The organism is Stenotrophomonas sp. 22385, assembly GCF_052045085.1.
Lineage (GTDB): Bacteria > Pseudomonadota > Gammaproteobacteria > Xanthomonadales > Xanthomonadaceae > Stenotrophomonas.
Window position 1 is genome coordinate 1 of the sequence record NZ_JBQEOG010000009.1, and the last position, 24,665, is coordinate 24,665.

Sequence of the window (24,665 nt, forward strand, 5' to 3'; positions counted from 1 at the left end):
TCTGGGTGTACTTGCCGCCCGCGCCCAGGTTCACGTTGCCGCCCAGGCTGCCCACGGTGCTGGCCACCTGCGAGACCATGCCGCTGTCGTCGTCATGCTGCTGGCGGTGCCAGCCAGCGAACTTCTCGGTGTCGGAGATCTGCACCGTGCCGATGGCCTTGCTGTCGGCGGTGTTGGCGTTGCTCACCGTGTCCTGGCCGCTCTGCAGGGTCAGGTTGCCGGCCGCACGGATGGTGACGTCCTTCTCGGCGGCGATGTTGGCCGCGGTCAGGGTGATGTCACCTTCGGTGGTGGCCATGCGCACCCCACCGCCAGCGGAGAGCTGGGTGCCGGTGATGGTGTCGCTCTGGCCGCTGCCTTCGCTGCGCGCGTTGTTGGTGCCGAACGGCAGGCCGCTGGTGTTGTTGGCGAAGCCCCAGCCCTTGCCACTACTCTGGCTGGTGCTGGATTCGGTGTTGTGGGCCACGTCGAACACGATGTTCTTCGTGGCCAGCAACAGCGCGTCGCCTTCGGCCGACATCTGCGCGCCCTGGCTGGTGATCGAGCCGCCATTGGCGATCAGGGTAAGGTCGCCGCCCGCACTCAACTGGGCCACGCGGGCGTCGCTGGTGGAATGGGTCTGGTTGCCGCTGGAACGCTGGCTGCCGCCGGTGATCACGGTGGAGGTGGTGGCCGCGCGCACGCCGGAGGCGGTGCCTTCGGCATTGCGGGTGATGTCGCCCATGATGGAGCCACTGTCGGCCATGCCATCGGTGGTGGAATCGCGGGCGCTGCGGTAGGCCTTGGTGGGGTCGTAGGTGATGCCCATCGAGAAGCCGCTGGACTTGCTGGATTCGCTGCTCTGCGTGTCCTGGGTGTCCTGGCGGGCGATGAGGTTGATGTCCTTGCCGACCAAGGTCAGGTCCTGCCCGGCGGCCACATCGGAAGCGGCGATGGTGAGCTGGTTTCCCGCGCTGACCTGCACGTTGCCGTTCATCGAACCCACGGCCGAGCCCACCTGGGTGGTGGACTGGCTGGCGCTTTCGGTATTGCTGCGGGCGCTGCTGTACCCCACCGATGCCACGCCGTTGGCCAGGCCGCCGGTGATGCCGGACTTCTTCTGGCTGAAGCTGTGCGCTTCGCTGAAGGTATCCTGCGCCGATTCGATGGTGACGTTGTTGGCGGCGGCAATGCGCAGGTCGTTGTCGGCCAGCACGGTGGAACCGCTGATGCCCACGTTGTTGCCGGCCACGATATCCACGGTCTTGCCGCCCACGCTGGTGCCGATGGCGTAGCTGGCCGAGCTCTGGTCGTGGGTGGTGGTGGTGGTGCTGGAGAGCGTCTTCTTCTTGCGGGTGGTCTCGTCCACCACCAGCGCGTGGGTTTCCTGCGCGGTGGTCAGGGCCACGTCGCGGCCGGCGGACAGGATCACGCCGCCGTCGCTGCTGTCCACCGTGGTGGCCTGCAGGGTGAGATCGCGCCCGGCCTGCAGGGCGACGCCTTCGCCGCCGCTGAGCTGGTTGCCCAGTACGTAGGCATCGGTGGCGCTGACTTCACGCGAGTGGTTTTTGCTCTTGGCGCTGCTGTCGAAGCTCTGCGAATCGACCACGGCAACACTGTTGATGTCGCGCCCTGCCTGCGCCACCAGCGCGTTGGCGGCCGAGACCTTGGCTGCGGTCAGGTTCAGGTCGTTGCCGGCCTGCAGCACCACATCGCCGGCACCGGTGATGGTGGTGCCGATGTGGGTGAGCTGGCTCTGGCTGGTGAAGTTGCGCGCGTCATGGGTGAGCGCGACGGCGTTCTTTTCGGTCACGGCGGTCAGGTTGATGTCGCCGCCGGCGACAATGGCGGTGAGGCCATCCGTACCAGCGTTGGCCAGCTGCGCGGCGCGCAGCTCGACATTGCCGCCGGCGTTTACGCTGAGCACGCCGGCGCCGTCCTTGTTGGTCACGTACAGGCCGGCCACGCGGTCCAGCGTGGTGGTCTGCTGTACCAGCAGGTCGCCGTTATCGCGCCATTCGCGGGTGGTGGAGGCCACGGTGATGTTGCCGCCGGCCTTCAGGGCGATGGCATCGGTGGCGGTCACGGTGCTGCCGATGATGTCGATGTCGCCGATGGCACTCAGGCCCACCTGCTGGCCGCTGATCTGGCCACCGCCAATGTTGCGGATGTTGCCGGCGTCGATGCTGACCAGCTGGCGGCCGGCGATGGCGCCGTTGCTGACCAGGTCGCCGCGCAGCTTGATGTCCACATCGGCACCGGCCAGCAGCGCGCCGTTGCTGCCCAGGTCGCCCGGCATCACCCGCAGGTACACCTGCGGCACCAGCGCGCGCGCCACCGAGCCGTCCGCCAGGGTCACGTCCTGTTCGACCAGCCACACGATGTCGCTGGTGAGCCGAGCCATCTGTTCGGCGGTGAGGGCGACGCCGGGGCGCAGTCCCCACGCGCCAGCCACCGTGGCGCCGGCTTCGAGCAGCGCGCGGTACTGGTCTTCATCGCTGGCATAGCCATCGAGGAAGCGGCGACCGGTGAGCTCGCCGATCTGTTCGCGCACCAGCTTCTGTTCGTAGAAGCCGTCACCCAGCCGCTTCTGGGTCTGCGAGGGCTCGTAGCCGGCGCGCTGCAGCAGGTAGTCCGAACTGAGCCAGCTACGGTAGTTGGCAAACTTGGGATCGGTTTCAACCAGGTAGCTGCCGCGGTTGGCGTCGACGTTGAACAGGCTGGCGCTGGGGGCGCTGGCATCCGGTGCGGTGGTCACCACCAGGTGCGGGTCGTTGCCGGCGGCGGCTACGGCCTGCTTGCGGTCCAGCGCGGCGTTGGCGCCGCTGCCGGCATGGCTGCCGCCCTGCGCGGCCGTCGGGCCGGTGGCGGCGGCCTGCGAAGCCTGTGCTGCGTTGATGTCCTGCACATTGCCGTTGCCCGGGCCCGCCGAGCCGACCTGGCCCGGCCCCTGCGCGCTGGCGGTGTCGGCCAGCTGCCCACCGGCATGGCCCGGACCCTGTACGGCCGTGCCGCTCTCGCCCTGGGTTGAGGAGGCGGCGTTGGGGCCCTGTGCGGACACCGCGCCAGCGTCCTGGCCTGCGGCGTGGCCGGGGCCCTGCACGGTGCCGGCGCCCGGGCCGACCGAACCCGCACCGGGCCCGCCGGTGTTGAGGTTGGCCATGCTGCTGCCATCGCGCACGCTGGGGCCGTTGCTGCCCACGTTCTCGTTTCGCAGGTTGCCTACGTCGATGGTGAGCTTGCCGCCCGCAGTGATGCCGGCCCCGAGTACACCGAGCGTTTCCTGTATCGGCGCAGCGCTCCAGTCGCTGCGCGATCCGCCATACGTGTAGGAGCTGTTGGAGAAGGTGCTGGTGCGCTCCAGTGTCCGGGACCTGTTGATCACCGAAGACGTCTGCAGGTTCAGCCCGCGGATGGTGTAGTCGCGACCGGCGGCGATGCTGGCGTACTCGTTGAGCAACGCGTCGGTGGCGATGGTGATGTTGCCACCGGCGGTGATCACCGCGTCGGCCCCGGCGGAAACCAGCACATCTTCCACCGTGGTGCGGGTGGCCTCACGGTACTCCTCGTTGCCGCTGAGGTTTTCCGGGTGACGCTGCATGTTGATCAGCATCGCCTCCGGGTTGTCGTAGTCCGGGTAGGTGATCAGCTGCACGCAGGTGGTGGTGCAGGTGCCGTAGGCAGTGCTGTACGTCAGGGTGTCCGATTCGTAACGCAGCGCGGGGCTGCCCGGCTGGCTCTTGGAGAGATCGCGGAACGGATCTTCCGCTGCGCCGCCAAGCTGGTCAGGGTTGTTGCGGTTGTCCGCGCGGAGCACGTAGTAGATCACCATCGTGCCTTCCTGCGGGTTCAGGCGCGCGCGTTCGGCGCGCGCGCCGTACAGCCCACCGCGCGCGTAGTAGTACGCGCTGGTGGAGGGGGTCATCCTGACCAGCGCCCGGCGGATCTGCTGGCCGTCTGGCGTGATGTAGGCCGAATCCTCGAGGATATCGGCAGGGTTGAGGTAGTACACCTCGTAGGGCTGGAAGTTGGAGGTGTTGCGCAGGCTGCCGGTGTTGTTTCCGTTCTTGAACCAGCCCGGCTGGTTCAGCGTCACCTTGTCATGCACGATGGTCTTCTGCTCCACCACCACGTTTTCGCGGATGTTGTTCACCGCCAGCGCGTTGATGGCCAGGTTGTTGGCGATGTCGATGGTGGAACTGACATTGTCGATACGCTGGGCGGTGCCTGCAGCATCCAGACCGTTCAGCCCGCCGCCGATGAACGCGTCCCCATCGCTGAACACCAGGCTCTGCCCGCTGTTGGTCAGTACGCCCACGCCCAGGTCCAGACGCTGGCGCGCGGCGATGGTGGCCGAGCGCTGCACGCCGCCGACGTTCTCGGCCACGTTGTTGAGCGTACCGGCGTTGATGGCGATGCGGTCGCCATAGATGCGGCCGGTACCGATGTTGGTGAGCGTACCGGCGTCGATATGGGTCGTGCGCCCATCCAGCACACCGCGGTTGACCAGCTCACCACCGGTGATCAGGCGGGTCAGGCCCACGCTGCTTATCTCGCCGGTGGCCGCGTTGTAGATGTTCCCGGCGGTGATGTTCACCCCGGCACCCTGCAGCTTGCCCTGGTTGTCCAGGTTGCCCTGGATGGCCAGGGTGAGCGTGCCGTTGGCCGCCAGCTCGCCGGTGTTGGTGTGGCTCTGCCGGAGCTCCAGGGTCATGTCGCCCTGCGACAGCACCTTGCCGATGCCGGTGATCTCGCGGGTACGCACGATCTGGTGGGTGCCGGCCACCAGCGTGCCGCCCGTATTGGCGATGCTGTCGGCGCTGATGTCCGACACTTCCGACGCGGACACCTGCCCCCCGGTATTGTCGAGCTGGCCGCTGAGCTGCAGCGTCAGGTTGTCGGCGAGCACCTGGCCCTGCTGGTTGTCCAGGCTGCCGCTGGTCAGCCGCAGCTGTTCGCCCTGCAGGCCCAGTGCCGGGCCGTTCGGCGCGCTGAGGGTGTTGCGGTTGTCGACGCTGGCGGCCTGCACGGTCAGGGCGCCGCCGGCGGCGACCAGCCCGCTGCGGTTGTCGAGTGCGCCGGGCAGGGCGAGGTCCGCGTTGCGGCCCACGCTGATCGCGCCGCCCACGTTGTTCAGGGTCTGGGCGCGCAGGGTGAGGTCGCCTGCACCCTTCAGCGAGCCGCCGCCGGAATTGTCCACGCTGCTGGCGTTGAGGGTGATGGCGCCTTGGCCGAACACCGCTCCGGCGCGGTTGTCGAAGGCGCCACTGGTGATGTCCAGGGTGCCGCTGCTGTTGATGCCGTTGCCATTGGCGTTGGCATTCAGCAGCGCCTGGCCGGCAGTGTTGATGCTCAGGTTGCCCGCGGACTGCAGCAGGCCGCCACTGTTGTCGAGCAGCCCGGTGCGCAGCACGTTGCCGCCGGTCAGGCTGGCCAGGGTGCCGGCGCGGTTGTCCAATGTCAGCCCACGGGTATCGATATCCACGCTGCCGGCGATGACCCTGCCGGACTGGTTGTCCATGCCCGACGTGCGCAGGTGCAGGTCGGTTCCCGCCTGGATCAGGCCGGCGGCGTTGCCGAGCTGGGTGGCCGAATCGAGCTGCAGCACGGCACCGGCGGCAAGGATGCCGGCGGCGTTGTTCAGCGACTGTGCGCTGATCCCGGCGTTGCCGCCGGCGTTGATGGTGCCCTGCGCGCTGTTGTCCAGCAGGCCGTCGACGGTAAGCGTCAACGACGCGCTGCCATCGGTGTGCAGGATGCCGGCGCGGTTGTCGACCCGGGCAGCGGTGACGGTGGTGGCGCCACCGGTGAGGATGCGGCCGCCATGGTTTTCGAGCGCGCCGCTGATGGCCAGCTGATGGGCAGCGGTGCCGGCCGCCTGCACGGTGCCCTGGTTGTTGAACAGCTGCGCGGCGCGCAGGTCCAGCGAGCCGTTGGTAGCCAGCGTACCGGCGGTGTTGTCCAGGGTGCCGCGGACCCCCAGCACCAATGCGTCGGTGCCGGCGGCGGTGAGCGTGCCGCCTGCGGTGGTCAGCGCGCCGGTCTGGACGCTGATGCGCTGCGCAGCGGTGGTGCCGTTGCGCAGGTCGGTGGTGTCGCCCGCCAGGTCGAGGCTGCCATTGCTGAGCAGCTTGCCCCCCTGGCCGTTGAGGGTATGCGCGTTGATTGCCAGCGTGCCGGTGCCGGCCTGCTGCACGGTACCGGCGGCATTGCCGAAGGTGGCTGCGGTGATCTGCAGGTCGCCATTGCTGGCCAGGGTGCCGTTGTTGCCGTTGTCCAGGGTGCCCTGCACAGACACGGTGCTGGGGCCGGTGCCGCCGGACACCACGGTGCCACCGCGGTTGTCGAAACCGGTGGCGACGATGTCCAGCTGGTTGGCGCTGAGGGTCGCGTTGCGGTGATCGACCTCGCCTGCGCGCAGGGTCAGTGTCCCTGCGGTGGCGATGGTGCCCTGTTGGCCGGACAGGCTGCCGGTCCGCACGGTCAGGCCGCCCTCGCCCGCGTGTGCGATCCGGCCGGCTTCGTTGACCAGGCCGCCGGCCTGCAGCTGCAGGGCGTTGGCATTGCTGGCTACGGTGCCGCGGCTGTTGTCGAACTGGCCGGCCACTTCGATGCGGGTGTCGGCGCTGCCGGCCGAGCTGAGCGTACCGCCGACGTTGGAGAGCGCGCCGGCGGTGATCTGCTGGGCGCCATTGGCGGCGATGGTGCCGCCATCGTTGCCGAGCGTATCGCGCACCTGCACCACCATGGCCTGCTCACCGGTGGCGCTGAGCGTGCCGCCGGCGTTGTTGAGGCTGCCGGTGGTGACGTGGACATCGCGCGCGGCGGTGGTGCCGCCGCTGATGTCCAGTGCCTCGCCTTCCAGGCTCAGGGCACCATTGCTGACGATGCGGCCGCTGGCGCCCTGCAGGGTCTGCACGTCGATCTGCAGCTGGCCGTCGCCGGCCTGTTCGATGCTGCCGCTGCGGTTGTCCAGCGTGCCTGCAGCCACGCGGGCATCGCCGCCACTGGCGATCAGGCCGGCGTGGCTGTTGTCCAGCAGGCCATCCACGCCCACGCGCAGGTCTGCAGCGCTGTGCAGGGTGCCCCCCTGGTTGTCCATTGCGGCGGCGACAAGCGTGAGATCGCCGGTGGTCAGGATCTTGCCGCCGCGGTTGTGCAGCGTCTGCTCGATGCTGAGCTGGCTGGCGGCGGTGCCGGCGGCCTGCACGGTGCCGCCGGTGTTGCGCAGCGTGCCGGCACGCAGATCCAGTGCACCATTGCCGGCGAGAGTACCGCCGGTGTTGTCCAGCTGGCCGCGCGCATGCAGCACCAGTGCGTCGGTGCTGGTGGCGGTGAGTGCGCCGCCCGCCGTGGTGAGGGTATCGGCGTCGATGCGGATGCGCTGGGCGGAGGTGGTGCCATCGCGCAGGTCGATGGTGTCACCCTGCACGAGCAGGCTGCCATTGCTGACCAGCGTACCGCCGGCACCGTTGACGACGCCCGCCGTGAGGTCGAGCAGGCCCGTGCCAGCCTGCTGCACGGTGCCGCCGGCGTTGCCGAACACCGCGGCGTTGATGGCGAGATCGCCATTGGTGGCGATGAGGCCCTTGTCGCCGTTGTCCAGCCCGCCGGTCACGGTGAGGCGGTTGGCGCCGGCACCTGTGGCCACCAGCTTGCCGCCGCGGTTGTCGAACGACTGCGCGTCGAGCGCGATCTGTGCAGCCTGCAGGGTCGCGCCCCGATGGTCCACCGCAGCCGCAGTCAGCCTGAGGTAGCCGGCGGTCACGAGCGTGCCGTTGCGGCCGTCGAGCTCTCCGGTGATCAGGGTAAGGCCCTGGGTACCGGCGTGGTTGAGGGTGCCGTCCACGTTGACCAGTTTGCCGCTGCTCACTGCCAGCGCGGCGGCATTGCTGGCAATGACACCCTGGGTGTTGTCCAGTTCGCCGCCTACGGTGATGTGGCTGTTGGCGGTGCCGGCCGAGCTGAGCGTGCCGTCGCGGTTGGACAGCGTGCCCGCTTCAATGCGCTGGGCGCCATTGGCGGCAATGGTGCCGCCATCGTTGCCCAGGCGGTCGCGCACGTTCAGCAGCATGTCGTTGCTGCCGGTGGCGCTCAGTGTGCCGCCGCTGTTGTCCAGGCTGCCGGCCTGAACGGTGATGTCGGTTGCACCCACGGCGCCATCGCGCAGGTCCAGTTCCTCACCCTGCAGCTGAAGCGCGTCGCCGGCCACCAGGGTGCCGCCGGCATTGCGCAGCAGCGTGGCGTCGATGTGCAGGCTGCCGTTGCCGGAAATCGAACCGCTGCGGTTGTCGAGCATGTTGGCCACGCGGATCTGCGAGGTCGCTTCGCCGGCGGCGATCAGCTTGCCGTGGTCGTTGATGAGGCTGCCGGCGGCGATGTTGAGCGCGCCGTTGCTGCCGAAGGTGCCGCCGCTGTTGTCCAGCAGGGTGCGCGCCTGCACCTGCAGCATGCCGTTGCCGAGTGCACTGAGCTGGCCACCGGCGGTGGTCAGGCGCTCGCTGTCGATCTGGATCTGCTGCGCGGAGGTGGTGCCGTTGCTGAGGTCGAGGGTGTCGCCCTGCAGCACCAGCGCACCGTTGCTGAGCACGGTGCCGCCCTTCCCGGCCAGGGTGTATGCGTCGATGGCGAGCGTGCCGGTGCCGGCCTGCTGGATCGTGCCGCCGGCGTTGCCCAGGGTCTGCGCGCTGATGGCCAGATCACCGTTGCTGGCCAGCGTACCGCCGTCGCCGTTGTCCAGCGCATCGGCTACCCGCAGCGTGTTGGCCCCGGTTCCGGTGGCGACGATGCTGCCGCTGCGGTTGTCCAGCGATTGTGCGGTGAGGTCGAGCTGCGTGGCCGCCAGTGAAGCGCCGCGGTGGTCGACTGCGCCGGCGTTGAGCGTGGCGGTGCCGGCGGTACCGATCCGGCCGCCCTGCCCATCCAGGCGGCCGGTATCGATCGACAGCCCGCCGGTGCCTGCGTGGCTGATCGCGCCGTCCGCATTGACCAGGGCGCTGGTCTGCAGCTGCAGGGCCGATGCGTTGCTGGCCAGGCTGCCCTTGCTGTTGTCCAGGACGCCGGCCACGGCGATGCGGGTATCCCCGGTGCCGGCCGAGTTCAGCGCGCCGCTGCGGTTGCTCAGCGCGCCGGCCTCGATCTGCTGCGCACCGTTGGCGCTGATCGTGCCGCCATCATTGGCCAGGCTGCCGCTGACGCGCAGCTGCATGTCCTGTGCCCCCAGTGACAGCAGGGAGCCGCCGCTGTTGTCCAGCGAACCGGTGCGGATATCCACCTGCTGGCCACGGGTGCTGCCCTTGTTCACGTCCAGCGTCTGCGCCTGCACCTGCAGCAGGCCGTTGCTGGCGAGGGTGCCCTGGCCGCCGTTCACGGTGGTGGCGGTGATCTGCAGGGTGCCGGTTCCGGCATGGTCGATGCTGCCTGCCGTATTGAGCAGGCCATCGGCGTCGATGCGCAGATCGCCATTGCTGGATACCGTGCCGCCTTGGTTCTGCAGCAGACCGGTGGCGCGCAGGGTGCTGGCGTCGGTGCCGGCGGCCACCAGCTTGCCGCCGTTGTTGACCAGGGTGGTGCTGTCGATGGCCAGCGCGCCATTGCTGCCGAGCAGGCCACCGGTGTTGTCGAGGGTGCGGCCGACCTGCAGATGCAGCACGTCGGTGCTGGCCGAGGTGAGCGAGCCGCCAGCGGTGACCAGGTCGCCGGTACGGATGTCGATGCGCTGCGCGGCGGTGGTGCCGTCGCGCAGGTTGGTGGTGGTGCCCTGCAGGAGCAGGCTGCCGTTGCTGAGCACGCTGCCGCCCTGGCCCTGCAGGGTGGCAGCGTCGATGCGCAGGCTGCCGGTGCCGGCCTGCTGCACGGTGCCGTTGGCATTGCCGAGCTGTGCCGCGCTGACGTGCAGGTCGCCATTGCTGGCCAGGGTCCCGCCATCGCTGTTGTCGAGCGTGCCCTGTACCGTGAGGGTGCTGGCCTGCTGCCCGGTGGCGAGGACGTTGCCGCCGCGGTTGTCGAAGGAGGCGGCAGTCAGGCTGATCTGGTTCGCGATGAGGTCGGCACCGCGGTGATCGGCAGTGCCCAATTGCAGCACGAGGTCCCCGGCGGTGGCGATCGCGCCGTCCACGCCATCCAGGCGATCAGCACGCACGCGAAGGCCGCTGCTGCCGGCATGGCTGATGCTGCCACGCGTGTTGACCAGGGTGCCGATCCCCAGCCCGAAACTGGCCGTATTGCTGGCGATGCTGCCATCGCTGTTGTCGAGTTTGCCGATCGACCAGGCGGTGGCGGCGATGCCACCGTGCGCCAGGGTGCCGCCGCGGTTGAGCAGGGTCTGCGCATGCAGTTCCGCGGCCTGGGCGAGAGCAAGGCGACCGCCACTGTTGTCCAGCGTGTTCACGCGGGCGCTGGCGGCGCCCTGCACCTCCAGCGTGCCACCCGCGTTGCGCAGTGCCTGGCCCTGCACCTTCAGGGTGTCAACGCCGAGCGTGCCACCGCTGTTATCCAGGCTGTTGCTGGCCGCCAGCTGCAGCACGCCGGTGGCATCGATGGCGCCGCCGTCGTTGTCCAGCGTGCGGCCGATGTTGAGTGCGCCGGCAGCCAATGGCGCGCTCGGCGCAGGCGAAGTGGTGCTGCCGCCCTGGCCCGGGGTCGGGGTTGGTGTTGGGGTGCCGGTACCGGTACCCGGCTGCTGCGTTCCACCCGTGCTTCCGCCGCCACTGCCTTCGCCCGGCGTTACGCCGGCCACCGTCCCGATCCGGCCCTGCTGGTTGCTGACATCGGTGCCCTTCAACTGCAGCGCCTGCGCGCCCACCTGCTCGATGCTGCCGGCGCGGTTGCGCAGCGCATCGGCATTGAGTTCAAGCCGGCGTGCGTTGAGCGTGCCGCCGCGGTTGTCGATATCGGCCGGGGTATCCACGCGCAGTTCGCGTTCGGCGCTGAGCGTGCCGGCATTGGCCACGCCGCCTGCGGCGGTGATGCGGGTGTCCTGCTGAGCATGCAGCGCACCGGTGTTTTCCAGCCGCCCCTCGGCGGTAACCACCAGTTCGCCGGCCTGCGCACCGATCTTTCCGGCGTTGCGCATGCCCACGCCCTGTTCGTTGCCGACCAGCCAGATGCGGTTGGCGTACATGCCACCGAGTGCGCCCACGTCGAGCGCGAAGGCCGGAGCGCCACGGTCAGCTGCCTGCTTCGTCACTGCGCTGTGGTCGGCGCTGACCACGTTGTTGCCCAGGCTGGCCTGCAGCTGGTTGGCCCAGATGCCGGCGTTGACCTGCAGCGAGCGGGTGATGATGTCGGTGTAGTCGGTGCGGCTGGCATCCAGGCCGGCACCGGCAATGCGGATGGCGCCCCCGGAGACGCGGTAGCCTTCCAGAGCACCGTTGCTGACAATGGGCGTGCCAGTGGTCAGGGTGACGCGGCTGGCGTTGAGGAAGCCGGCGCCGTCGACCTGGATGCCGGCCGGATTGGCGATGATCACCTGCGCGCGGGCGCCGGCCACTTCGATGTAGCCGTTGAGCTGGCTGGGATTGCTGCCGTTGATTTCATTGAGGATGACGCGCGCGGTGCCGGTGGCCAGCCACGGGTTGGCCTGCACCCAACCGCCGATCTGGGTCTGGGTATCGACGCGCGAGTTGTTGAGGATCGCGCCCTGCGCGCCGACATCGAACTGCTGGTACTGGTTGCGCGAGACACCCGCTGCGCTGGGCGTGGAGATGTTGACCTGCGGGGTACCGTTGGCCGAACCGACCACCGTGGGGCGCTGGTCGGCCGGTGCGTTCGGGTCGGCAATGATGCGGCCGGCATTGGGCGATTGCTGCGCCGACAGCGGCTGCACCACGCCTACCCAGCCCAGCGCCAGCCACAGCGCGAAGCTCACCGGCCGCAGCGTGGCCATGGTGTTGCCAGCACGCGCATCACAACCCCCGCGTGGCGCCGTGACCAGCTCGGAGGCAACCTGCATGACACCCAGCGTGCGGTTGAAGACCAGACGGTAGACTCGATTCACGGCGTTGCTTCCTTTCAATGCGGTGTAGGGGGCGCGCGCCGGGCAGGCGTGCGCGGCCATGCAGCAGGCGTCAGAACGACACGCCCAGGTTCATGCCAAAGGTGGTGTAGGCGGTCTGGAAGCCATCGGGCTTCTTCAACGGGCTGCCAATGAAGCCTTCCCACTGCAGGTGGCGGGTGCCACCGCGCAGGCCCAGCGCCATGCCGGTCAGGCGGTCGCCCAGCAGCCATTCGGTGGAGGGGCCGCTGACCTGGCCGTGGTCGACGGCGACGTAGCTTTCAACGCCACCGCCGAGCGCGAACGCCAGCTCGTTGCGCAACAGCCAGCCGCGCTCGCCGGTGAGCGATACTTCGCCGTCGAATCCACGCACGGTGTAGCGGCCGCCGATGGAGAAGCGGTCCTGCGGCACCAGCCGCGAACGGTTCCACTGCGCGCGCCAGCTGCCGGTGTAGCGCAGCGCCTGGCTGCCCCACTGCAGGGGCACGGTGAGCTGGGCATCGGCGGTGACCACCTTGCCGCGCGCCGTGCCTTCGCCGAAGCCTTCTTCCGGTGCCTGCAGCGCATCGAATGCGCCGGTGCCACGGCGGTAGGCCAGGTTCGCATCCAGCGTGGCCTTGCCGAGGAAGTGGCGGTGGGCCAGCCCCAGTTCCCACCCGCCCATGCGCCGGCGCTGAACCAGGATTTCGGTGTCGTCGATGTAGTTGTTGGAATCGCGGTACCAACCGCGCCCATACATGCTGGTCTTGGCGTGCGCGTTGCGGAACAGCATGCGGGTCAGGCGCAGTTCGGCGTTGCGGCTGGAGCCGCTGTACTCGTAGGTTTCGTAGGCGCCGGCCACGGTCTGCCGGTAGTCGTACTCGCTGGCGTTGGCACCCAGCAGCCACCAGCCCATGGGCACGCTGTAGTGCGCGGCCCAGCTGTCGGTGCCGCGGTCGCTGCCGTTGAAGACCGATCTGCCGGCGTTGAGGTAGAACAGGTCGCTCAGCCCGGCCAGGTTGTCCAGCGACAGCGTGGCGCCGGCCTGCAGCTTGCCGGTGGACTGGCTGCCGGCGTCGTCCAAGGTCACGCTGACACGCACCGGAACGCGCTGGGTCCAGCTGATGACCAGGTCGCTCTCGCCGGGCCGCGCCTGCGCGGTGTCCTGCGGCGGGGCGATCTGGATGTCGACGCTGGCCGTTGGGACGCGCTGCAGATTCTCCAGCGCCTGTTCGATGTCGCGCAGGTTGAGCAGGTCGCCAGGGCCCACTGACAGGGCATTCCACAGCGCCGGCGTGCGACCTGCGTCGCTGGCGAAACGCACCGCGTGGATGCGGCCGGGCACCACGGTCAGGGTCAGGGTGCCGGTCTTCAGGTCCTGTGGAGCGGCCAGGATGCGCGTGGTGACGTAGCCGCGCGCGATGATGGCGTTCTGCACGCGCTTCATCACGATGTCCACGCCGGCGGTGCCGAGGCAGCGGCCGGTGGCACGGTCGTGGCGCGGGTCGGCGGCCTCCAGCGCCCAGCGGAAGCGCTCAGCGAGGTCGCCCTCGAGCGCGATGTGGTCGATGGTGAAGCACGGGGTTTCGTTGGCGGGCAGGCGGCCCACCACATCTTCCGGTGCCGCCTGCAGGCGTACATCGGGCGTGGTTTCCTGCTGCTCGCGCAGGACGCGCTCGCGCTCCTGCTGGCGCAGCAGTTCCTGGTCTGGCGGCGCGGCCACCTGTGCAGCCACTGCGGTGGGCACGCAGGCCATCGCCACAGCCACGGCCAGTCGCCAGCGCAGCCCGCGGCTGCGTTCGATACGTCCCTGTCTCACGTTCACGCGCTTCCTTCGCAGAAAAATCCGGGCCTACCGACCAGAGAACGGCCTGCGGGCGCGGAACTTTAAACGAATCGCGGAGTTCGAAACAGCTCCGGAATTTCTCTTTCGATAGTAGGAAAAGTACTCACTGCTTGTGAAAGTGAGACTTCGCCCAGGTTGGCTTCTGGCATAAAAAAGCCGGCGGTCCGAAGGCCGCCGGCAGTGACGTCAAGGCGCAACGTCGTCTACAGCAAGTGTAAAGCCCCGAAGAAAACGTGAAGTCGATCAGACCTCGTATGCGGACTCGCCATGCGAGGTGACGTCCAGGCCGGTGCGCTCGGCTTCCTCGGTCACGCGCAGCCCGAACACCAGACGCACGACCAGCAGGATGGCTACGGTAACCACGGCGCACCAGACGATGGTGAAGCCGACGCTGACCAGCTGCACCCAGACCTGGTGGCCGATATCGAGGTCGGCCTTGGTGCCGCCCAGCGACTGCGCGCTGAATACCCCGGTGAGCAGTGCGCCGACGATGCCGCCGACGCCGTGCACGCCGAACACGTCGGCGGTGTCATCGACCTTGAGCAGGCGCTTGAGACCGGTGACGCCCCACACGCAGACCACGCCGGTGACCAGGCCGATCACGATCGCACCCAGCGGGCCCACGGTGCCGCAGGCCGGGGTGATGCCGACCAGGCCGGCGACCGCGCCGGAGGCCGCGCCCAGTGCGGACGGCTTGCCCTTGCTGACCGCTTCCACCAGGGTCCAGCCCAGCACCGCTGCGGCGGTGGCGAGAATGGTGTTGATGAAGGCCAGCGAGGCCACGGTGTCGGCGGCGGCGGCGGAACCGGCGTTGAAGCCGAACCAGCCCACCCACAGCAACATCGCGCCGATATAGGTGAACGGCACGTTGTGCGGCTTCAGGGCGGTCTGGCCGTAGCCGATGCGCTTGCCCACGAAGTACGCGGCGACCAGGCCGGCCACGCCCGCGTTGATGTGCACCACGGTGCCACCGGCGAAGTCGATCGCGCCCATCGCGCCCAGGTACCCGCCGCCCCATACGATGTGGGCCATCGGGATGTAGCTCAGGGTGAACCACAGCGCCGAGAACAGCAGCACCGCCTTGAACTTGATGCGTTCGGCAAACGCACCGACGATCAGTGCGGTGGTGATGCCGGCGAAGGTGGACTGGAAGGCAACGAACAGATAGTCGGGCAGGCCCTTGATCGGAGTGTTGCCGACCGAATCGGGCGCAAAGCCCTTGAGGAAGGCGAACTGGGTGAACGAGCCGAAGAACTGGTTGCCTTCGCTGAACACCGCGCTGTAGCCGTAGGCCACCCACAGCATCAGCACCAGCGAGAACACCACCAGGATCTGGCTGAGCACGGACAGCACGTTCTTGGAGCGGACCAGACCGCCGTAGAACAGCGCAAGGCCCGGCACCACCATCAGCAGCACCAGCAGGGTGGAGGTGAGCATCCACGCCACGTCGCCACGGTCGTAGGCAGGTGCCGCTTCGGCTTCAGCGGCGGCTGCGGCAGGTGCGGGGGCCTCGGCAGTGGGCAGCGGTTCAACGGCCACCGTTTCCGACGGTGCCGGGCTGACCTGGGCCTGGGCGTGGGCGGTGCCGGAGAACGCGCCAACGGCGAGTGCGCTGAACAGCATCAGCAGGCACACGGCGTGGAACCGGGCTTGCCACCCGGTGAACAAGGAAGTCTTCATTGTGGGCTCCGAGTGGGGTTAGAGCGCGTCCGCGCCGATTTCGCCGGTGCGGATGCGGATGACCTGTTCAACGGCGGTGACGAAGATCTTGCCATCGCCGATCTTGCCGGTGCCGGCGGCGTTCTGGATCGCTTCAACCACCGCGTCCAGGCGTTCGTCGGTCACCACGGTTTCGATCTTGATCTTGGGCAGGAAATCCACGACGTACTCGGCGCCGCGATACAACTCGGTGTGGCCCTTCTGGCGGCCAAAGCCTTTTACTTCGGTCACGGTGATGCCCGACACGCCCGCATCGGAGAGGGCCTCGCGGACCTCGTCGAGCTTGAACGGCCGGATGATGGCGGAGATCAGTTTCATGCGCATGTCCCGATGGTGGATGGAACCGGCCTGCCGGGCAGGCCGATGTCAGGTCAACCGGCGACCACTTGCACATGGCCGCCGGTTGGTGCGCCGAACGTTGCATGGACCACGCCGGTGACGCGGGAGGGAGGAAGGGCCCATGCTGCGCGTCCGGTCTCTCTTGCCCCTGGTGTTGCATGTAGCAGATGCGTCGCGGCTCCCCAGCCCAGACGCATGGGTGAAGCGGTGGCGATGACGAAGGTGGGAGGGAAGTCCTTCGGCATCGCCACCTGTTGCTCAGTTGGCGTAGTACATCTGGTATTCGAGCGGGTGCGTGGCGGCGCGGAAGCGGGTCACTTCCTGCATCTTCAGTGCGATGTAGCCATCAATGAAGTCGTCGGTCATCACGCCGCCGGCCTTGAGGAACTCGCGGTCCTTGTCCAGCGCTTCCAGGGCCTGGTCCAGGCTGGAGCACACCTGCGGAATCAGCTTTTCTTCCTCGGGCGGCAGGTCGTACAGGTCCTTGTCGCTCGGTGCGCCCGGATCGATCTGGTTCTTGATGCCGTCCAGGCCGGCCATCATCAGTACGGTGAAGGTCAGGTAGCCGGACTGGATCGGATCGGGGAAGCGCATTTCAATGCGGCGTGCCTTCGGGTTGGACACCCACGGGATGCGGCACGAGGCCGAACGGTTGCGGGCCGAGTAGGCCAGCATGACCGGGGCTTCGAAGCCCGGCACCAGGCGCTTGTAGCTGTTGGTGCCCGAGTTGGCGAAGGCGTTGATGGCCTTGGCATGCTTGAAGATGCCGCCGATGTACCACAGCGCCAGCTGGCTCAGACCGCCGTAACCGTCGCCGGAGAACAGGTTGGTGCCGCCCTTGGAAAGCGACTGGTGCACATGCATGCCGCTGCCGTTGTCGCCGACGATCGGCTTGGGCATGAAGGTGGCGGTCTTGCCGTTGCGGTGGGCCACGTTCTTGATGACGTGCTTCATGCGCAGCAGTTCATCGGCCTTCTGCACCAGGGTGCTGAACTTGGTGCCGATTTCGCATTGGCCCGCGGTAGCCACTTCGTGATGCTGCACTTCGACTTCGATGCCGACCTGGGCCAGCGTCTTGCACATTTCAGCGCGCAGGTCGTGCAGCGAGTCGGTCGGCGGAACCGGGAAGTAGCCGCCCTTGACGGCCGGGCGGTAGCCGCTGTTGGCGCCGTCGAACTTGTCGCCGGTGCTCCAGGCCGCTTCTTCGGAGGAGATCTTGAAGAAGGTGTTGCCCATGTCGTTGGCGAACTGGACCGAGTCGAAGATGAAGAACTCCGGCTCCGGACCAAAGAAGGCCTGTTCGGCAATGCCGGAGGACTTCAGGTAGGCCTCGGCGCGCTTGGCGATGCCGCGCGGGCAGCGGCCGTAGGGCTGCATGGTGGCCGGGTCAAGGATGTCGCAGCTGATCACCAGGGTCGGGTCGGCGTAGAACGGGTCGACGTAGGCGCTGGCCGGATCCGGCAGCAGGACCATGTCGGACTCGTTGATGCCCTTCCAGCCGGCAATGGAACTGCCGTCGAACATCTTGCCTTCTTCGAACAGCGACGGTTCCACGATGCTGACCGGGAAGGTGACGTGCTGTTCCACGCCGCGCATGTCGACAAAACGCAGGTCGATGAATTCGATCTGGTTGTCCTTGATCAGCTTCTCAACATTTTCCACGGACATCGGTGAAACCTCAGATGGGTGATTGCCTGTGTGGATAGAGCAATCCCCGTGCCAACTTTTGATGGCCCCCAAGTAGTTGATTTCACACGACGTGCACCCGGATGGACGCTGAACGTGGCGCACCATTGCGGTGCAATGGCCGCACCATGCACACATTTGGTGCGGCGTCTGATGTCTTATGATTTCATCGCACCGGCCGGGCAGTGCCCGGCTTTACCCCTCTCAGCCGGCGGCGCCCGGCTCTACCATTGAGCTTTCGATGTCCGATCTGTTTTCCGCCCTGCTGTTGGGCATCCTTGAAGGGCTTACCGAATTCCTGCCCATTTCCAGCACCGGCCACCTGCTGATTGCCCAGCACTGGCTGGGCGCACGCTCGGACTTCTTCAACATCGTCATCCAGGCCGGCGCGATCCTGGCCATCACCCTGGTGTTCCGCCAGCGGCTGTGGGCGCTGGCCACCGGTCTGCACGACCGCGCCAACCGCGATTACGTGCTCAAGCTGGGTACCGCGTTCCTGGTCACCGCCATCGTGGGCCTGCCGGTCCGGCTGGCCGGCTGGGAGCTTCCCGAAACGGTGACTCCGGTGGCCTGGGCCCTGATCATCGGCGGCATCTGGATGATCCTGGTCGAGGCACGCACCGCGCGCCTGCCCGACCGCGACGAGGTGACCTGGAAGGTGGCGGTGCTGGTCGGCCTGGCGCAGGTGGTGGCGGGCGTGTTCCCGGGCACTTCGCGTTCGGCCGCAGCGATCTTCATCGCCATGCTGTTCGGCCTGAGCCGGCGCGCGGCTGCTACTGAATTCGTGTTCCTGGTGGGCATTCCCACCATGTTTGCCGCCAGTGGCTACGCGTTCCTGGAGCTGGCCAAGGACGGCGCGCTGGCCAGCGAGAACTGGACCGATGTGGGCGTGGCCTTCGTTGCCGCGGTCATCACCGGCTTCGTCGTAGTGAAGTGGCTGCTGGGCTACATCAAGGCGCACCGCTTCACCGCCTTTGCGTTCTACCGGATCGCACTCGGGGCGGGCCTGTTGCTGTGGTTGCCTGCCGGTAACTGAACAGCGCCGCGCCGCCGCAACCCCAGGCGGGGTGCTCCAGCGTTCTTCCCCGGGTTCCCAAGGAGATGTTCATGAAAAAAACCACCCGCACCCTGATGCTGATCCTGCCGCTGGCCCTGCTGGCCGCGTGCAGCAACCCCTCCAGCCAGGCGCCCGCCGGCCCCGGCCGCGACGATCTGGCCCCGGCGCCGACCGCCGCTGCCGACCAGAAGGCCATCGCCCAGCTGGACGCGCAGCGCCTGCAGGGCAACCACTGGGTGCTCGACAGCGCCACCGACAGCGCCGGCAAGCGCATCGATGCACTGTTCGCGCGCGCCGACAAGCCGGTCACGCTGGACTTCATCGATGGCCGCCTGGCAGTGAGCAACACCTGCAATCGCATGGGCGGCGGCTACACCTTGGCCGATGGCACGCTGACTGTTTCTCCGATGGCCTCGACCATGATGGCGTGTACCGACAAGGCGCTGATGGCGCTGGACCAGGCGGTGGGTTCGCGTCTGGAAGGTGCGCTGAAGACCGAACTGGGCGGTGAAGGCCAGTTGACCCTGCGCACCGCCAGCGGCGACGTGCTGGTGTTCAGCCCGCAGCCGACCGCCGAAACCCGCTTCGGCGGCCCGGGCGAGACGATTTTCATCGAGGTGGCCGCGCAGACCAAGCCGTGCCCGCACCCGATGATCCGCGACAAGCAGTGCCTGCAGACCCGTGAGATCCACTTCGATGACAAGGGCATCAAGCAGGGTACGCCGGGGGCGTTCGAGAACTTCTACGACGTGATCGAGGGCTATACGCATGAAGCGGGCACGCGCAACGTGCTGCGGGTGAAGCGCTTCAACGTGGCCAACCCGCCGGCCGATGCGTCGTCGAAGGCGTATGTGCTGGATATGGTGGTGGAATCCGCGATCGAGAAGTGATCGCAAGGGTCCCGACCAACGGTTGGCACCTACCGGCAATGCAGGGTAGGTACCGACCGTTGGTCGGTACTTCGACCCATCACGCCAACGCCGGGTTGAGCGTGTACGTGCCGTGCAACGCGGCTTCGGCCAGCACGTGGCCGTGCATGGCCCTGTGCACGTCGGCGGCGGTGAACGGCGTGGGCAGATCGAGCGTGGCCACGTCCAGCGCGAACAGGCGGAAGAAATAACGGTGCACGCGCTCGTCGTTGAACGGCGGGTACGGACCGTCGTAGCCCAGGTACTGGCCGGCCATGTCCGGGTTGCCGGCGAACCAGCCGGTGAAATCGTTCAGGCCCTGGCGCGCACCAGACGGGCCGGCCGGCTGCGGCTTGCCCTTGGCGGTGAAGCCGTCGCTGCAGCTGCCTTCTTCGATCCCGCGCAGGTCTGCGGGAATGTCGGCCATCGCCCAGTGGGTGAAGTCGGCACGCGGCTGGTCGGCGGGCACGCTGCGATCGTGGCGGCCGACCGTGTCGGGCACGGTCGGCACGTCCGGGTCGATGCACAGCAGGGCGAACGAGCGGGTGCCCTCGGGCACATCGCTCCACGCCAGCGGCGGGTTGCGGTTGGGGGCAAAGCCGTTGGCGTCGCCAGCGGCGAAACGGCGATCGATCGGGGCGCCGTTTTCCAGGGCGGTGCTGGTCAGCTTCATCGGGCTCTCCTCATGCTTCGGCATAACCCAGCCGCACCGCTACCGGGGTGAGCTGGGCGAACGCGGCGGACAGGACATCGCTGTACTGACGCCAGTGGTTGGCGGGGAAGCGGGCCGGGCCGAGGGTCTGTGCGGGCGGGAAATGCACGCCGAACAGGCGGCCCAGATGGTCGGCCATGGCGGCCGGGTCATTGCCGATCTCGTCAATGCGCACCACCGCGTGCGGGTACAGGTCCTGCTCGTGCAGCGTCGCGATCTGGGCCAGTGCACGCGCCAGCCACTCGGCCACTTCATGCACCGAGTTCACCGCGAACGGCGCCGGGGCGCCGTGTGCCAGCCACTCCAGCAACATGTCACGCGGGTCGCGCAGCACCAGCAGCAGGCGACCTTCGGGCAGCTGCGGGCGCAGCGCCCACAGCAGCGCGTTGTCCCACCACAGCAGCCAGTCGATCACATTGCCATCCGCCAGGCCGCGTGCGGGCAGGGCTGCGCGCCACTGCGCCACCAGCTGCTCCGGCGCCAGCTTGCCGGTAGAAAGGTCCTGCAGGGCGTGGTAGCTCTGGAATGCATCGTTGGGTGGGTTGGGGCTGAAGCGATCACCCCGCACCACCGGGCTGGCTGCCGCGATGGCGGCGACGACACGCTCCACGCCCGAACCCGGCGCGCCCCAGACGAACATGGGGCGGCTCGCAACGTCGGCGGCAACCTCGCCCAGCGCCGGCCAGCTCAACGGGGCCTTGGCCTGTGGCGGCAGCGGCAGGCGTGTTGCAGCTTCACTGGCGTGCAGGCTGGTCCAGGTGGCCAGCGCGGCGGCGTGCTGCCCGGCACGGTCCTGCACCGAGCCCAGCCAGGCGCGGAGCGCCGGCTTGGCCTCGGCCGGCACCTGCTCGATCAGCTGCTTCACATGCGCCACAGCCGCGGCCGGATCGCGCGCCAGCAGGGCCTCGACCAGGCGCATCTCGCCGCTGCTGCGGCCCGGCTCCAGTGCAATGATCTGGCGCGCGATGGCTTCGGCCACGTCGGGCTCACCGGCCATGTCGTGCAGGCGCAGCCGCGTTTCCAGTGCCGGCAGGTGACCGGGCATGGCTGCGATCCAGCGCTCGGCCACAGCGACGGCCTCGGCACTGCCGACCCCTTCAATGGCCAGGCGGGCCATCCACAGGTTGTGTTCCTGCGGGTGTGTTTCCAACGTGGCGTCCAGGATGTCGCGGGCCTGCTGTTCGCGGCCCAGGCGTTGCCAGGCCATCAGCAGCAGTTGCAGGATCTGCCGGTCGGCCGGCGACTTTTCCAGCAACGGCAGCAGGTGTTCGAGCGCCTGCAGGGGCTGGCCCGCCTGCAGGGCCAGTTCGCCGGCCAGCCGGCGCATGGCCGGGGTGTCGGTGTCGGGCCGGGACAGCACCTGTCCCACGATCGCGGCGGCGTTTTCGGTGTTGCCCTGGCGCAGCGCCAGCTGCACCAGCAGGCCCTGCAGCGAGGTGATCGCCGGGTTGATCTCCAGCACGCGGCGGAAGGCCTGTTCGGCAAACGCCAGCAGGTCCTTGCCCAGATAGGCAAAGCCCAGCGCGTAGAGGATGCGCCCATCGTTGGGCAGCGCCTGGCTGGCGGCCGAGAGCAGCGCCAGCGCGCGGTCCGGATCATTACGGCGCAGCGCGATCATGCCCTGCAGCGCCACCACTTCCGCGTTGTCCTCTTCGACGCGCGCAGCGGTCCGGGTGATCCGTTCGGCTTCGTCCACATCATTGCGCGACAACGCCAGGTGGGCCTGCATCAGGTAGGCCGACAGTTCGTTCGGATTGAGTTCGGCCGTGCGGTCCAGCGCGGTGTTGGCGGCGTCGAACTGGCGCAGGGCCAGCAGCAGGCCGGCATGCTGCAGATGCAGTTCGGCGTTGTCCGGGGCCAATTCCAGTCCGCGTTGCAGGCTGGACAGTGCTGCGTCGTACTGGCCCTGCTGCTGCAGCGCCAGGGCCAGCCAGCGGTGCGCCTGCGGCTGCTCCGGCTCGGTGCGGGTCCATTCGCGCGCCAGCTGCGCGGCTTCTTCCACAGCATTTCGGCGCAGGGCTTGGAGAATCGTGTCTTGCATGACGGTCCAGCTTGGGGTCAAACCCCGATTGTAGAACACCGGCGGCGGCGCGCCGGGCCGGCCCTCAGCGCAGCGCTTCCAGGCTCAGGCGCTGGGCCACCCAGCGCTCGGAAAAGCCATCGCCGCGCCAGTTTTCCAGGAAACCGCAGTGGCCGCCCCACGGGGCGATCTCCAGCCGGGCGTGGGCGGGCAGGCGCCAACCGTTGAAGGTGGCGTAGGGAATGACCGGGTCATCCTGGGCCATCAGGATGTCGGCGGGCACTTCCAGCCCGGCCAGACGATCGCCGGCGATGGAATAGCCGTCGAAGTAGGCCTGCAGGGTGCCGAATTCGGTGTGGTGTTCCACCAGCCAGGCGGTCAGCGCGCGGATGTCCAGCTTCAGCACGCGGTCGTCCCAGTCGCTCAGCTCCGGAAACAGGTCACGCTTGCGGCGCAGCGAGCCGGCCCACTTGCGGCGGAAATACCAGTCGTACATCGCCGGGCCGTTCTCGATGCTCTCCATGGTGATCGCCGGGTCCAGCACCGGGCAGACCGAGGCCACCCGGCGCAGCGGCACCCCGGCCGAAGGCGCGCGCAGCGCCAGCCGCAGCACGAAGTTGCCGCCCAGCGAATAGCCGGCGGCCACCAGCGGCAGCTGCGGCCAGCGCCGGGCGATGTCGCCGGCCGCCTGCACCACTTCGTCGATGCGGTTGGAGTGGAAGATGCCGGGGTTGAGGTGGTGGGTGTTGCCGTGATCGCGGAAGTTCAGCCGCACCACTTCGTAACCGGCCTCGAGCATGCGCGCGGCGGTCATGCGCATGTAGCTCGATTCGGAACTGCCTTCCCAGCCATGCAGCAGCAGCGCCATGCCGACCGGCTCACGGCCTTCGATGCGGCTGTGCCAGCCTTGAAGGCGCACGCCATCGCCGCCGTCCAGGAGCAGCTCCTCGGTCACCGCACCGGTGGCGGCCAGCAGTGCCAGGCCGCGCTGCATGCGCATGCGGCTGGAGCTGAGCATCGACTGCAGGTGCGGGTTGCGCAGCCAACGCGGCGGACAGTAGTCGGCAGCGGTCAGCATCGCGCTAGTCGGCGTTCATGGCCGCCACGATGCGCGCGCGCGAGGTTTCCGCGATGCGGCGGCGGCCTTCCAGATCATGGGTGCCAATGGGCGCGAGGAAATGTACCTCGGCCCGCCGCGCCGGTTCCCCCAGCAGGCGCAGGAAGTTGGCGAAGAAGCTCTCCCGCTCGCCGAACGCCACCACGGTCTGCGCGTCGCCGCGCACGCCGTAGCGCAGTGCCACCGGCTGTACCGGCACCTGGGTTTCCACTGCAGCCTGGAAGATGCGGGCGTGGAACGGGCCCACTTCGTGACCACCGCGGGTGCGCCCTTCCGGGAACACGCCCACCGCCTTGCCCTCCTGCAGGCGCTCGACCATCAGTTGCATCACGCCGCCCAGCGACTCCGTGCTGCCGCGCTGGTGGAAGATGGTCTGCCCGCGTGCGGCCAGCCAGCCCACCACCGGCCAGCCGGCGATTTCGCGCTTGGCCACGAAACCCATCATGCGCTGGCTGTGCAGCATGGAGATGTCCACCCAGCTGACATGGTTGGCCACGAACAGCACCGCCCCCGGCAACGGCGTGCCGATGCGGCGCAGGCGGAAGCCGAAGATCCACATCAGCCCGCCCGACCAGGCATTCACCAGCAGGTGCTCAAGCGTACGACCGCCCACGCGCAGGTTTCCCCACGGCGGCAGCATGCCGATCAGGAGCAGCGGCAGGAACACCAGCAGGTGGATCAGCAGCAGGGGGACGCGGTACAGGTAACGGCACACACGCGCCACGCCGCCACGCGGGGCCGAAGGGGGGGAAGTCATCCGCGAACGATACCCGAGCGCTGCGGGGTCTGCCAGCTGATCGGGGACAAATGCCCGCCAGCGGCCAGCCATCCGCCACAGACGGTCAAGCCGGGGGATCAGCCCGGGCGGACCGCCGGAACCACGGCCAGGGTCAGCCGCGAAGTGCAGACCAGCTTGCCGGCCTCGTCCTCGATACGGATGTCCCACACATGGGTGCTGCGACCGACGTGCACGGCGCGCGCGGTGCCGGTGACGGTGCCACCACGCTGGGCCCGGATGTGGTTGGCGTTGATCTCAAGGCCCACGCAGACCTGCTCGCGGGTATCCACGCAGAGGTTGCCGGCGCTGCTTCCCAGGGTTTCGGCCAGCACTACCGAAGCGCCGCCGTGCAGGATGCCGTAGGGCTGGCGGGTGCGCGCGTCGACCGGCATGGTGGCCTGGATCCAGTCGTCACCGGCGTCGGTAAAGACGATGCCAAGGTGTTCGATCAGGGTGTTGCGGCTGAGCGCGTTGAGCGCCTCGATCGACACCGGCTCGCGGAATACCTGGGACATGCAGCGCCTCCGTGG

12 protein-coding genes are annotated in these 24,665 nt (G+C 68.2%); 2 read left to right on the top strand and 10 right to left on the bottom strand.

What is annotated here, in order from left to right:
• From ACTJI4_RS15670 to glnA, 5 genes are all read right to left on the bottom strand, one after another.
• The coding region (locus ACTJI4_RS15670) for a two-partner secretion domain-containing protein (RefSeq protein ID WP_440869875.1) at positions 1-11,977 on the bottom strand (11,977 nt) is incomplete at its 3' end.
• 70 nt (positions 11,978-12,047) lie between these two features.
• Positions 12,048-13,709: a ShlB/FhaC/HecB family hemolysin secretion/activation protein gene (locus ACTJI4_RS15675; RefSeq protein ID WP_440869971.1), complete on the bottom strand. Its 1,662-nt coding sequence runs from the start codon at positions 13,707-13,709 to the stop codon at positions 12,048-12,050.
• A gap of 333 nt (positions 13,710-14,042) precedes the next feature.
• Positions 14,043-15,479: an ammonium transporter gene (locus ACTJI4_RS15680; RefSeq protein WP_440869876.1), complete on the bottom strand. Its 1,437-nt coding sequence runs from the start codon at positions 15,477-15,479 to the stop codon at positions 14,043-14,045.
• 18 nt (positions 15,480-15,497) lie between these two features.
• Positions 15,498-15,836, bottom strand: coding sequence for a P-II family nitrogen regulator (locus ACTJI4_RS15685; protein WP_068854487.1), 339 nt, complete (start codon positions 15,834-15,836; stop codon positions 15,498-15,500).
• 279 nt (positions 15,837-16,115) lie between these two features.
• Positions 16,116-17,525: a type I glutamate--ammonia ligase gene (gene glnA, locus ACTJI4_RS15690; protein ID WP_392923356.1), complete on the bottom strand. Its 1,410-nt coding sequence runs from the start codon at positions 17,523-17,525 to the stop codon at positions 16,116-16,118.
• A gap of 259 nt (positions 17,526-17,784) precedes the next feature.
• Here glnA and ACTJI4_RS15695 point away from each other — a divergent pair, with 259 nt between their 5' ends.
• Together ACTJI4_RS15695 and ACTJI4_RS15700 are read left to right on the top strand one after the other, a co-directional pair.
• The gene (locus ACTJI4_RS15695) at positions 17,785-18,579 is read left to right on the top strand and encodes an undecaprenyl-diphosphate phosphatase (RefSeq protein ID WP_392923353.1); all 795 of its coding nucleotides are present in this window, start codon (positions 17,785-17,787) and stop codon (positions 18,577-18,579) included.
• A gap of 65 nt (positions 18,580-18,644) precedes the next feature.
• Complete coding sequence (locus tag ACTJI4_RS15700) at positions 18,645-19,490, top strand: META domain-containing protein (protein WP_440869877.1); 846 nt, start codon at positions 18,645-18,647, stop codon at positions 19,488-19,490.
• A gap of 79 nt (positions 19,491-19,569) precedes the next feature.
• Here the strand turns inward: ACTJI4_RS15700 and ACTJI4_RS15705 are convergent, their stop codons facing one another.
• From ACTJI4_RS15705 to ACTJI4_RS15725, 5 genes are all read right to left on the bottom strand, one after another.
• Entirely contained in the window at positions 19,570-20,181 is a 612-nt protein-coding gene (locus ACTJI4_RS15705) for a YbhB/YbcL family Raf kinase inhibitor-like protein (protein WP_440869878.1), read from the bottom strand.
• Between the two features lie 10 nt (positions 20,182-20,191).
• The gene (locus tag ACTJI4_RS15710; RefSeq protein ID WP_440869879.1) at positions 20,192-22,261 is read right to left on the bottom strand and encodes a tetratricopeptide repeat protein; all 2,070 of its coding nucleotides are present in this window, start codon (positions 22,259-22,261) and stop codon (positions 20,192-20,194) included.
• 64 nt (positions 22,262-22,325) lie between these two features.
• Positions 22,326-23,318 (bottom strand): YheT family hydrolase, encoded by a 993-nt coding sequence (locus ACTJI4_RS15715; protein ID WP_392923343.1) that lies wholly within the window; start codon positions 23,316-23,318, stop codon positions 22,326-22,328.
• A gap of 4 nt (positions 23,319-23,322) precedes the next feature.
• Positions 23,323-24,114, bottom strand: coding sequence for a lysophospholipid acyltransferase family protein (locus tag ACTJI4_RS15720; RefSeq protein WP_392923340.1), 792 nt, complete (start codon positions 24,112-24,114; stop codon positions 23,323-23,325).
• A gap of 98 nt (positions 24,115-24,212) precedes the next feature.
• Positions 24,213-24,650, bottom strand: a complete 438-nt coding sequence (locus tag ACTJI4_RS15725) for a hotdog fold thioesterase (RefSeq protein ID WP_392923337.1) — start codon at positions 24,648-24,650, stop codon at positions 24,213-24,215.
• Positions 24,651-24,665: the final 15 nt, after the last annotated feature.

What these genes read in the sequence shown, in the direction of transcription:
- ACTJI4_RS15675 (WP_440869971.1), bottom strand. Translation starts at nt 13,709, where the DNA reads ATGGCCTGCGTGCCCACCGCAGTGGCTGCACAGGTGGCCGCGCCGCCA.
- ACTJI4_RS15680 (WP_440869876.1), bottom strand. Translation starts at nt 15,479, where the DNA reads ATGAAGACTTCCTTGTTCACCGGGTGGCAAGCCCGGTTCCACGCCGTG.
- ACTJI4_RS15685 (WP_068854487.1), bottom strand. Translation starts at nt 15,836, where the DNA reads ATGAAACTGATCTCCGCCATCATCCGGCCGTTCAAGCTCGACGAGGTC.
- glnA (WP_392923356.1), bottom strand. Translation starts at nt 17,525, where the DNA reads ATGTCCGTGGAAAATGTTGAGAAGCTGATCAAGGACAACCAGATCGAA.
- ACTJI4_RS15695 (WP_392923353.1), top strand. Translation starts at nt 17,785, where the DNA reads ATGTCCGATCTGTTTTCCGCCCTGCTGTTGGGCATCCTTGAAGGGCTT.
- ACTJI4_RS15700 (WP_440869877.1), top strand. Translation starts at nt 18,645, where the DNA reads ATGTTCATGAAAAAAACCACCCGCACCCTGATGCTGATCCTGCCGCTG.
- ACTJI4_RS15705 (WP_440869878.1), bottom strand. Translation starts at nt 20,181, where the DNA reads ATGAAGCTGACCAGCACCGCCCTGGAAAACGGCGCCCCGATCGATCGC.
- ACTJI4_RS15710 (WP_440869879.1), bottom strand. Translation starts at nt 22,261, where the DNA reads ATGCAAGACACGATTCTCCAAGCCCTGCGCCGAAATGCTGTGGAAGAA.
- ACTJI4_RS15715 (WP_392923343.1), bottom strand. Translation starts at nt 23,318, where the DNA reads ATGCTGACCGCTGCCGACTACTGTCCGCCGCGTTGGCTGCGCAACCCG.
- ACTJI4_RS15720 (WP_392923340.1), bottom strand. Translation starts at nt 24,114, where the DNA reads ATGACTTCCCCCCCTTCGGCCCCGCGTGGCGGCGTGGCGCGTGTGTGC.
- ACTJI4_RS15725 (WP_392923337.1), bottom strand. Translation starts at nt 24,650, where the DNA reads ATGTCCCAGGTATTCCGCGAGCCGGTGTCGATCGAGGCGCTCAACGCG.